This is a genomic window from Streptomyces sp. NPDC050625 (genome assembly GCF_040654755.1).
Lineage (GTDB): Bacteria > Actinomycetota > Actinomycetes > Streptomycetales > Streptomycetaceae > Streptomyces.
In genome coordinates, this window is sequence record NZ_JBFAIQ010000004.1 from 604,858 (window position 1) to 615,040 (window position 10,183).

The 10,183-nt window shown below is 70.8% G+C and carries 8 protein-coding genes and 1 pseudogene; 2 read left to right on the forward strand and 7 right to left on the reverse strand.

Features of this window, described 5'->3' with window-relative positions; genetic code table 11:
* Positions 1-223: 223 nt before the first annotated feature.
* From AB0I54_RS13220 to AB0I54_RS13240, 5 genes are read right to left on the reverse strand one after another with little or no spacing between them, the layout of a single operon-like run.
* Positions 224-2,737, reverse strand: a complete 2,514-nt coding sequence (locus tag AB0I54_RS13220) for an acyl-CoA reductase (protein WP_363296050.1) — start codon at positions 2,735-2,737, stop codon at positions 224-226.
* Positions 2,734-3,900, reverse strand: a complete 1,167-nt coding sequence (locus tag AB0I54_RS13225; protein WP_363296051.1) for an acyl-protein synthase — start codon at positions 3,898-3,900, stop codon at positions 2,734-2,736. Before AB0I54_RS13225 ends, AB0I54_RS13220 begins: the two co-directional genes overlap by 4 nt.
* Positions 3,897-5,033 (reverse strand): GNAT family N-acetyltransferase, encoded by a 1,137-nt coding sequence (locus tag AB0I54_RS13230; protein WP_363296052.1) that lies wholly within the window; start codon positions 5,031-5,033, stop codon positions 3,897-3,899. The genes AB0I54_RS13225 and AB0I54_RS13230 overlap by 4 nt, the downstream gene beginning before the upstream one ends.
* Complete coding sequence (locus tag AB0I54_RS13235) at positions 5,030-6,355, reverse strand: MFS transporter (RefSeq protein ID WP_363296053.1); 1,326 nt, start codon at positions 6,353-6,355, stop codon at positions 5,030-5,032. The genes AB0I54_RS13230 and AB0I54_RS13235 overlap by 4 nt, the downstream gene beginning before the upstream one ends.
* On the reverse strand, positions 6,352-7,614 hold the full coding sequence (locus tag AB0I54_RS13240) for a phenylacetate--CoA ligase family protein (protein ID WP_363296054.1): 1,263 nt from the start codon (positions 7,612-7,614) through the stop codon (positions 6,352-6,354). The genes AB0I54_RS13235 and AB0I54_RS13240 overlap by 4 nt, the downstream gene beginning before the upstream one ends.
* Before the next feature lie 464 nt (positions 7,615-8,078).
* Here AB0I54_RS13240 and AB0I54_RS13245 point away from each other — a divergent pair, with 464 nt between their 5' ends.
* Positions 8,079-9,314, forward strand: coding sequence for an alpha/beta hydrolase-fold protein (locus AB0I54_RS13245; RefSeq protein ID WP_363296055.1), 1,236 nt, complete (start codon positions 8,079-8,081; stop codon positions 9,312-9,314).
* A gap of 75 nt (positions 9,315-9,389) precedes the next feature.
* Here AB0I54_RS13245 and AB0I54_RS13250 read toward each other — a convergent pair whose 3' ends face one another.
* Positions 9,390-9,695 (reverse strand): HPr family phosphocarrier protein, encoded by a 306-nt coding sequence (locus tag AB0I54_RS13250; protein WP_363296056.1) that lies wholly within the window; start codon positions 9,693-9,695, stop codon positions 9,390-9,392.
* Positions 9,679-9,798 (reverse strand): annotated as a pseudogene (locus AB0I54_RS13255) (phosphoenolpyruvate--protein phosphotransferase); the annotation flags it as partial. The pseudogene AB0I54_RS13255 and the gene AB0I54_RS13250, both read right to left, overlap by 17 nt.
* 17 nt (positions 9,799-9,815) lie before the next feature.
* On the opposite strand from AB0I54_RS13255, the gene AB0I54_RS13260 reads away from it, so the two are divergent.
* Positions 9,816-10,183 (forward strand): PEP-utilizing enzyme (locus AB0I54_RS13260; protein ID WP_363296057.1); only part of this gene is annotated, 368 nt, incomplete at its 3' end.

Below are 10,183 nucleotides of genomic sequence, written 5' to 3' on the forward strand. Positions count from 1 at the left end.
ACCTGTCTGGGACAACGTTGTCAGACTTCCCGCATGGAGGCTTTCAGGCCGAGGAGCCGGTGTCAATACATGGCCTGCAGCCTGGCCTGGGTCGTTATCGGACCGGTGGTCTGAACGGCACTGCTCGGGCTTGCCTCGTGACCGGGCACGTACCGCCGCAGCCATGCGGTCGGCGGCCACCATCGCGCCCCGTGCGATGCATGGCCGCCCGCCGCCTCGTCGGCTACGCAGACCGCAGGTCGACGACCGTGCGCAGTTTCCCGCTGGTGGGCGTGCGCTCGAACGTCTCCGTGGGTACGGTCCGGACGGTGAAGGTCAGGAGGCCCTCCGCCAGTGCCGAGGCCAGTTCGGGCACCTCGGCCACCAGAGCCTCCCGCGCCGCCTCGGGGTCCTGCGCGTACCGCTCGTCGAGCCGGACGGTCAGCCGTTCCCGGTCGGCACCGGATTCGGCGAGGAGCTGGACCTCGCCGGGGTAGGCGAGGCGTTCCTGGGCCGCTCGCAGAATGCGCCGGTAGTTGACGAAGTACGTGCCGATGCGTACGACGTCGCCGTGACGTCCGAGCAGTTCGAGCCGGGGCACGTGACTGCCACAGCCGCAGGGACCGTCCACGGCGCGTCCCAGGTCGCCGATCTCATAGCGCTCCAGTCGCTGTCCCGCGCGTGCGCGGGAGGTGAACACCAGGCGTCCCGGCTCGCCCGGCGGAACCGGCCGGTCGGTGTCCGGATCGAGGATCTCCAGCGTGTGCAGGTCGGTCAGCACATGGTGGACCGAGCCGTCGCAGGAGGCGCACTGGTAGCCCAGCGGGCCCAGATCGGTACTGCCGTAGGCGGCGGACCGGATCACCTCGACGCCGAACTCCCGCGTCAGCACCCGGCGTTGTTCGGTGGTGAAGTGCTCACCGCCGTAGAACACCGTCCGGATGCCGCCGTAGGCACGCAGCCGGTCGCCCTCGGCGTGGAACAGCTGCCACAGGTAGGACGGCATCCCGAAGAGGGTGTCGGCCCGGTGGGTGACCAGCGCCTCCGCGACCGCGGCGTGGTCGGGCCCCGCCGCGATGGGGAGCTGGGTGGCGTTCAGCCGCTCCAGGATGGAGAAGAAGCTGATGAAGCTGCCGTACATCCCGCCGCAGTAGAACAGGTTGGCCGCCCGGTCGCGGGCCGGGTCGAAGCCCGCCGCGAGCAGTCCGTCGGCCGCGGCGCGCATCTGGTTGTCGTAGTCGTCGCAGGTGAACACGGACAGCGCCGGTGCCCCCGTGGAGCCGCCGCTGCGGAAGTACAGGTGCGCGTGACGAGGCTCCAGCGAGCCGAGCGCGCGCTGCACTTCCTCCTTGCCCAGCAACGGCCCGCCGGGTGCCGCGGGCAGAACCGGGGGTTCGACCAGGTCGTCCAGGCACGCCACGGTGCCGAAGTCCGTGCCCGGCGCGCGCAGGCTCACCCGGCGGCTGTAGCGCTGCAGGGCGTAGACACCGTCGTGGGGCTCCCCGTCGTAGCTCTCCAGCATGGCACCGACCGGAGTGACGCGGGTGACGCCGGCGGCGAACATCGCACGCGACAGTGCGGCCACGTCCGCCCGGTCGCCACCGATCGCGGCGGTCTGCAGATAGCGGCGCATCGGCCGCAGCACCGTCGTGATCCGGTGCCGGGGCAGGGGTTTCACCCAGAGGCTGCGGTGCAGGGGAGAGGCGTCGAGCGTGGGGCGGGCGTCCGCCAGCACGCGCCAGGTACCGTCCTCGGCGGCGAACACACGGGTGAGACCGAGGTGTTGTTCGAGCTCGGCGAGCCGCTGCACGGTGGTGATCTCCGCCTGCTCGGCCGGCCCGGGCGGCGGTGCGGGCAGGGCCCCGGAGACCTTCGCCAGCCGCTCGGCGAAACGGCCCGCGAAGGCGAAGGTCTCGTCGGTGTCCTCGGTGTCGAGATACAGCACTTGCGGGCTGGAGCAGGCCTGCTGTTCGAGGCGGCAGACGTCCGCTGCCAGTGCGTCGAGCAGAGCGTCGTCGCACGCCGCGTCCCGGGTCAGATAGGCGAAGGAGATCCGGTGCCCCCATGCGACGACCCGGCAGCCCGGGGGCGCGAGTTCGCGCACCGCGCCCACGGCGTCGTCGCCGCCCCAGACCGCGATCGCGTCGGCCTGGTCGCACAGGGTCGTGAGCCACTCCCGGCGTGACGACGGGAAGCGCAGGGCGATGACCCGCTCGGAGATCAGCCCGGTCGGGTCGGCGGCGCCGAGCGCGGCGAGCAGGTCGAGGGCGAGCGCCGTGCCGGAGGTGCTCGTCTTGAGGATGTTGAGGTTTCCGGCCAGCAGGCCCTCGACGACGCTCAGCGGGGCCACGGAGGCGGCGTTGCCGGGGGCGATGTGTACCAGCAGACCTACGGGCGCCCAGGCTTCGTAGACCGTCTCGCGGGCGTCCGGCCGGGTCAGCCGTTCCGGGCGCAGGCCGCCCAGTTCCCGGCGCAGCTTGCGTTCCAGCGCCTGCCGGGTGAGGGCGGTCGCCAACTCGGCGAGGGTGGCCGTGACCTCGTCGGCGGGCAGTTGCCCGGCGAGTCGGCCGTACAGGGTGGAGCCCGGGTCGCCCAGTTCTTCGCCGACTGCGGCACAGGCACCGAGCACGACCTCCGTGGGCAGCGGGCGCGCCAGGATGCGCCCGGCCGACTCGGACAGCCCGTCCAGCCGCCGGGCGGCCTCGGCGTCGTCGACGAACTCGCCCTGCCAGAGGTGGAGCGGGGAGGTGGTGGTCACGACAATCCCTTCATCAGCTCGGCGGCGGCGACCGCGCAGCTGCGGTTGCGGCTCACCCCGGCACGGCCGTGCACGGTGAACCAGTCGGTGGACAGCGGGCAGGGGCATTCCTCGCCCGGATGCAGCGAGGCGACGTCGCCCATCACGACGCTGTGCGCCGGAACCGAGGTGATGTACGGGCTGACCAGGTGCAGGAAGCCGCGTTCCCCGTACGGCAGGGGGCGCAGCGTGGCCGGGTCGCGGACCGCCGCGCGGGACCACACGGGTATGTGCAGGCGGTGGTGAGCGCACTCGACGTACGGCACACAGTGCTCCACGGAACCGAAGGTGTCGCGGATGCGCGCGCCCGGGATGCCGAGGCGTTCGGTGACTTCGGCACGGAAGTCGTCCTTGCCGATCCGGCGGTCCGCGTGGCCCTTCCAGCCGCCGCCGAGGACCACCAGCGATCCCTCGGGCAGCCGCAGCGGCGGCAGCCCCATCGCCCTCATCCGCTCCAGGGTGAAGTGGAGGAAGGCCGGGAAGCCGAGGATGCGGACCGGGATGTCGTCCTCGGCATAGCGCTGGAGCGCCGCGACGCAGCCGTGCACGTCGAACTCGTGCCCGGATCCGGTGTGCCGCAGTGCGTGTGCGGTGTGTCGTGCGGGGGCGAAGTCGCACAGGTAGTTGTCGGTGAACGACGTGCCCAGCTTCAGCGACGGTGCGGGCTCATAGCTGTAGAGCAGGTAGTTGACCGGTCGATCGGGGGTGATCCAGCCGTAGTGATCGAAGATCCGGGCCACCATGCGCTGAGCCGACCGGATCGTCCACCGGTCGAAGAACATCTGGGACTTCTGGCCCGTCGTTCCCGAAGAGGTCAGATGCAGGAACACCTCGTCACGGGGTACGGAGAGCACCTCGTGGCGCTTGAAGAAGGCGGCGGGCACCAGCGGCGTGCGCACGCCGAGTCCGACGGTGGGCGCGGGCGTCTCCGGCGGGTCCTGGAGGAGGGCGGCGAAGAACGGGGAGCGCTCGGCGTGCCAGGCGTTGGACTCGGCCATGGCGGCGGCGAACAGTTCGTCGGCGTGGGCGCCGGCGGCGTACGGCTCGGTCAGGTCGCACAGCCGCTGCACCTGGCCGAGCGGCGTCGGGTCGGGGACCTCGACGGGAGCGAGATGGGGGTTCACAGGGACACCTCGTGAGGGGGCAGATAGGTGGCGGCCCAGGCGCTGAGATAGGCGCTGAGGTAGGGCTGGAGCAGCGGGCTGACGGCCGCCCTCCGGAAGTCGATCTGACGGCTGGTGCGGGAGAGGACCACATAGTCGTGGAGGCGGTCCTGGACGCGGCGCATCGCCGGGTAGACCGCGCTCGGTACGAATCCGGAGGCGAGGAAGATCTCCAGGGCCTCGGTGTCGGCCAGGGGGAGCAGGGTTTCTACGTAGTCCGCCCCTGCCTGGGTGACCGCGGTCATCAGCGCCTCCAGCGCGCCGGTCAGCGCGGACGCACGCGGGTGGACGGCGACCAGGGCGCAGCTGCCCGCCACCGGGTCGAGATCGGCGTACGCCTCGAATCCGCCGTCGGCGGCGACCAGGACCGTGTTGGGGGTGTGCAGAGGGAAGAAGCGGTCGTCGGGGTGGGGGAAGCGTTCCAGGAAGCGTCGGCGTACGAACGCCGGGGCGGCGATCACCTCGATCGGCCCGGAACCGGCCGTCGTACGCGACCCGCTCCGCACCGGAACGCGGCCCGTACCGGCGCAGTCGATGCCGATACCGGTGGACGCGGCGGCCAGCAGCCCCGCCAGAGGTTCGGGTACGTGCTCCACGCGGGCCCGTCGCTGCAACACGCCGTCGGCGTACCGGGCGAAGAGCGCGAGGCTCTCGCAGCCATCGACCTCGACCGCGTTGGGCAGCAGGCCCAGCGGCCGGAATCCGTTGCGCACGACGACGTGCTGCGGGCCCTCGGTGACGACGCGCACGGTGGCGAACACCGAGTCGAGCAGACCGGCGGCGAACGCCGCGTCGCAGACCGCGCCGGTGAGCCGGGAGGCCAGTCCGTCGCCCCGGTGGCCGGGGTGTACGGCGAGTCCGACCAGTTTGCCGATACGGCTGCCCGGGTCGGTCTGCACGACGGCCGACCCGACGATGTCCCCGCGGTGCGTGCGGGCGGTGAGCCAGTGGGCGGTGCCGTCGGTGAGCAGCCGGCGCATCACGGCCGGGTCGCTGCCGAGCGGCACCGGGTAGCCGTTCCCGTACACGTCGAAGTACAGCTGCCGCAGTTCTGCGATGTCCCGGACCCCGGCCGGGGCGATGGTCGCGCTCATGGCGCCTCTCCCATCGGGGCCGGGTGCGCTGCGGCGATGCCGTGGGACGTGCGCCGTCGGTCGGGTTCCGTCCGGCTGCCGAGCCACCACAGGGCTGCCGCGACGGGGAGCAGACCGGCGCCCTGAGCGAGGCAGAGCGTACGAGCCGCCAGATGGTCGCCGAGCGCGCCGAAGAGGAGACAGGACACGGGGAACGTGGCGCCGAGCAGTGCCTGCATGACGGCGAAGAAGCCCGGCTTGTCGGCGGCGGGAACGAGCCGCTGGAACAGCCCGACGAACCGGACACCGATCACGCCGACGCACCAGCCCGCGACGGTCATCGAGCCCAGGGCCGCCGCGTGCGTGGCGACCAGGCCCGGCAGGCACAGTGCCATGGCCATCACGGTCAGGCAGACGCTGCCGACGGTCGTCGGCCGTCCGGGGACACGGGCTCCGGTGAAGGACCCGACGAGCGTGCCCGCGCCGAGGGCCGCCTCCAGCGCGGCGACGGTCGAGCCGGTGGAGTGCAGTACCCCGCGCGTGTAGAGAGGCATGACGACGTAGATGGCGGTGGTGAACAGGTTGGCGGCGGCGAAGCAGACCAGCACCCGGCGAATGAAGGGGAGAGCGGTCAGGACTTGGCGCAGCGTACGGCGCGCGGGCACCGTGCCGTGCGCCGCGCCGGGGCCGACGCTTCTGCCCCCGGGGCCGTCCTTGGTCATCCCGGCATCCGCGAAGCGGGCCGAGACGACCAGCACCGCGGCGAGCAGATGGGCGAGGCCGCAGACGGCCACGACTCCCGCGAGCCCACCCGCGTCGACCGCGAGCGGTCCCAGCAGACCACCGCCGAGCCCGGCCATCGACTGGGTGGACAGCTCGAATCCGGTGGCCGCCTCGATGTCGGCGTCCTCGACCAGATCGGGCACCGATGTGGTCAGACAAGGGTCGAACAGCGCCTGACAGGATGCCAGCGCCAGACCCACCGCGTACACCGCGGCCATGGGCAGTTCCCCGGCGTACGCCGCGAGTGCGGCCGCCGCGGCGACAGTGCCCGCGACGGCCGCAGCGCCGGCCAGCACGGTGCGGTGCGGGTGGCGGGCCACGACGCGGGCGACGACGGGAGCGAGCGCGACGGCAGGAAGAGTGCTCACGGTGAGGAACAGGCCTGATTCCAGACCCCGTTGATCGCCGTCGGCGGCGAAGCCGACGAGCCACCAGACCGCGCCGACCTGGAACATCCGGCCGGCGGCCTGGGTGAGGAGCTGAGCGGACCAGACTCTGCCGAAGGACGAGTTGCGCAGCACGAGCGGCAGGCGCCTGCCGCGGGGCTCGGTCGCGTTCATGCGCACGGCCGCTCGTCGACGACGCGTACCAGCTTGCCGGAACGGGAGTTGACGGCGAGATCACGGTGCCGCACCCATTCGACGGTGAGTGGATTGACGTGCCCCGCCGCGGTCGCGGTCCCGTAGGCCGGGCGTTGCGCGAGCACGCCCGCGGCGATGGCAGCCCCCAACGCGCCCTGTGCGTCCTGGGGTTCGCCGGTCGCCAGCCGTAGTACCAGACCGTCCCGGCCGTCGCGGCGGCGTACCACGAGCTGGAGACCGCTCACCTCGCGGTCCGTGTCGGCGGCGCGCACGATGGCGTGGACATCCTCGGTGTAGAGGGAGACGGGACCGACCCGAACTCCTTCCTCGGCACGGCCGAGGATGCGGAAGACTCCGGCGTCGGGGTCCACCCATTCCGCCCGGTCGCCGGCCGGATAGCGCAGTACGGGCATCAACCGCCGGCGCAGGTCGGTGACGACGAGCCGACCCGGCACTCCAGCCCTGTCGACGGGCAGCTCGGTGTCGTCGTCGACGATCTCGACGAGGGTGTACGGGGCGAACGCGCGGTGGACCCGGGGGTCGCCGCCGGGCACGGCCTCGCCGAGCAGGCCCGCGTCCACGCTGGCGTAGCCGAGCGAGCGGGGCTCGGCGTTCGGGAACGCGGCCCTCAGGTGCGGAAGCTGGTCGCCGAAGAGACACTCTCCGCCGAAGAAGAGCAGTTCCACGTCGGGCAGCGTCCGGCCGGCGGTGGTGAGGCGCTCGGCGAGCGAGCACAGTGTGGTCGGCGTAGCGGCGACCACCTGTACGCGGAACTCCTCCAGCGTGGTCACGATGGATTCCCAGGGCGCCGCGCCGCCCAGGGGCAGACGCACGTTGGCCACGGGGGAGCGGTGCAGTGAGTCGAGGACGAAGCTGAAACTCGCGTAGAGGTCACCCGCGTAGAACAGGTCGGCCACTCGGTGGCCCTGTCGAAGACCTGCGTTGACGAGTCCGGCCCCGAATGCGGCGGTGAATTCCCGCCATTCCGTGCGAGTGTAGTAGGAGAACTTGGGGGACCCCGTGGTGCCGCCGCTGCGGAATACGACCGCCTCGTGCAGTGGAGCCGTCAGCAGCCTGTTGTCACGCGGCGAGTTGGCTCGCCAGAAAGCCGCCTGGGGCACTATCGGCAGGTCCGTGAGGTGCGCCACATGGTCGGGGAGGTGCGAGTAAAGGTGCTGGTAGAACGGCGAGTTGTGGCGTGCGAAGCGTATGAGCTCCGCCAATGGTTGAACGGGCATCAATTCCTGCTTGAAGATTGAATCGCCGGCATGCGAAAAGGCACGACGGGGTGCGGCGGATGGGTTCGCTCCGGCAGTTCGGAGAACCATTTCATCAGCCGATGCGACGCCAGCGTATCTCACCATTCGGACGCCGCTTGCCAACTCGTCATTCAGGTGCCGGGCTTCGGGGCCGCGGACGAGTCATTGCTGTTTTCGGTTCCCGGCGAAACGGAGACCGTGGTCACATGCCGGCCTGTTTTCGGTTCGTCCGCTTCTGGGCTCAGATGCCACCGTGAGGGCGACGAGGACCGGCGCGACATGGGTCTCTGTCACCGCTCCACTCCCTCAGGGGGTTTGACGGGCAATAGGGCTTCCGCGTGGAACCGCAGAGCTTTGCCCTCGTTGAGGAACGTGGACGTGTCTGTAGCCCTCCTTCTGGGTGAAGGAAACAGCACAGACGAGCACACCAGGGATCGAGTGGCATGGGTTTGACCAGCGAAGCGACCGTGTACGTCACGGCGGCCGTGGCCGTCGTCTGTGTGGCTGTGCTGGTCTGGCTGTGGCCACAGCTTGCCGACCGCGGGGTGCGGCACGTGCTTGGACGGCTGGTGGCCATCGGAGTGACTCAGGTGGCGATCATCGCGGCCTTCGCATGCTGGCTGAACTCGTCGTACCAGTTCTTCGGATCGTGGGGCGAGCTCTTCGGCGATACCGAGACCGCCCCCGTCGGCGTGACGCAGGCGTCCATCGGTCACGGCACGGGGAACGGCCCCATGGTGAAGGGGGCGCTGGTGCAGCCCGCCACCAGCGAGCAGTTGAACCGGGTCAGCGGACTGCCCACCGGTCCTGCCGCGGTGAACGGCCGGGTGGATTCCGTGAAGGTCATCGGCCGCCGCACGGGTGTGGTCGACCCCGCGTTCGTCTACCTGCCACCGCAGTACTTTCAGAAGGCGTACGCCAGGCAACGCTTCCCGGTGATCGTGACGCTCAGCGGCTATCCCGGCAGCATCTTCAATCTCGCCGAACACCTGCGGGTGTCACAGACCGCCGGGGAGCTGCAGAAGAGCGGCCGGATGCAGCCGACGATCATGGTGATGATCCGGCCGACGATCGCTCCGCCGCGCGACACGGAGTGCGTGGACGTGCCGGGCGGACCGCAGACCGAGACCTTCCTGGCCAAGGACCTCCCGGAAGCCCTGAAGTCCGCCTACCGGGTCGGCCACGACGCCAGTGCCTGGGGCGTCATGGGCTATTCGTCCGGCGGCAGTTGCGCCCTGCAGCTGACGATGCGCAATCCCGGTGTGTACACAACGGCCGGCGCCCTGTCGCCCGACTACAAGGTCAAGGACGACCCCACGACCGGCAACCTCTTCGGCAGCGGGCCGGGTCGCGTCAACCGGGTCAACGAGCACGATCTGATGTGGCGGCTGAAGCACCTGCCCGCACCGCAGGTCTCCGTCCTGGTCGCCGAGAGCAAACACGGCGAGCGGGGTTACCCGCAGACGCTGGCCTTCATCAAGGCCGTCAAGGCACCCATGCGCGTCGCGTCGATCGAACCCGACCAGGGCAGTCACAACTTCCCGACCTGGGTACGGGAGATGCCCGGCACCCTGCAGTGGATGAGCCGGCAGCTCACCTTCCCCCAGGACGTGGTGCCCCGGCACCACCCCAAGAGGAGTGCAGCGCCGGGAACCGCGCCCATCGGCCGGCGTCCTTGAGATCCGTGGCGAGAGTCTTGGCGGCCTGCATACTCGATTACGACGCGTCCGCAGGTGTCCTTCGGGCAGTCCGGGTCATTCGGCGCCGGCGAGGATCTCGGCCAACGCCGTGACGGCCTGTTCGGCGTCGTGGCCTTCGGCGCGGACGGTCACACTGCTTCCGGCGGTGGCACCCAGGCCCATCACGGCGAGGACGCCGGTCGGATTGACGGTCCGGTCGGCGTACTCCAGTTGTATGGCACTGGTGAATGCGGCTGCGGCCCGGGCGAGTTGGCCTGCGGGCCGGGCGTGGAGGTTGGCGGGCAGGACGACCGCCGTCTCATGCCTGGAACTGGAAGTGGTCGTGGTGCTCGTGGTGGTGGAGTCAGAGGTTGTGGACATGGCGGGCCTCCTTGGCGGCCTCGGTGACGGTCTTGAGGTCGGCACCGGATGCGGCGGTGACGACGGCTGCGACGGCTCCTTCGACGAAGGGCGCGTCGACGATCAGCACGTCGGGGCGGGGTGGTCTTCCAGGACAGTGCGGGCGGCCAGCCGGTACCCGTCGCTGTCCGCCAGGCCATCGACGCCTACGCCGGAACCATCGCCGCCCTGGACGACCTCACCCTCGCCGAACGGGCGGCGGATGTCCGGCAGGTCGGCTGCCGCGCGATCGGCGCAGCCGACCTGCTGGAACCCGGCCTGACGGTGACAGCGGCCATCTCCGTGACGGGCGGCCCGAACTCCCACGCCGCGATCGTCGCCCGCTCGCTGGGCATACCCTTCCTCCTGGCCGTCGACCCCCAGCTGCTCGAACTGCCGGACGGGCAGGAGATCCTGCTCGACGCCGATCAGGCCAACGCGGTCGCCCACCCCGACGACGACGAACGCGC

Coding starts and splice junctions, on each gene's coding strand:
- AB0I54_RS13230 (WP_363296052.1), bottom strand. CDS start 5,033: ATGAGCGCGACCATCGCCCCGGCCGGGGTCCGGGACATCGCAGAACTG.
- AB0I54_RS13240 (WP_363296054.1), bottom strand. CDS start 7,614: ATGCCCGTTCAACCATTGGCGGAGCTCATACGCTTCGCACGCCACAAC.
- AB0I54_RS13250 (WP_363296056.1), bottom strand. CDS start 9,695: ATGTCCACAACCTCTGACTCCACCACCACGAGCACCACGACCACTTCC.
- AB0I54_RS13245 (WP_363296055.1), top strand. CDS start 8,079: ATGGGTTTGACCAGCGAAGCGACCGTGTACGTCACGGCGGCCGTGGCC.
- AB0I54_RS13235 (WP_363296053.1), bottom strand. CDS start 6,355: ATGAACGCGACCGAGCCCCGCGGCAGGCGCCTGCCGCTCGTGCTGCGC.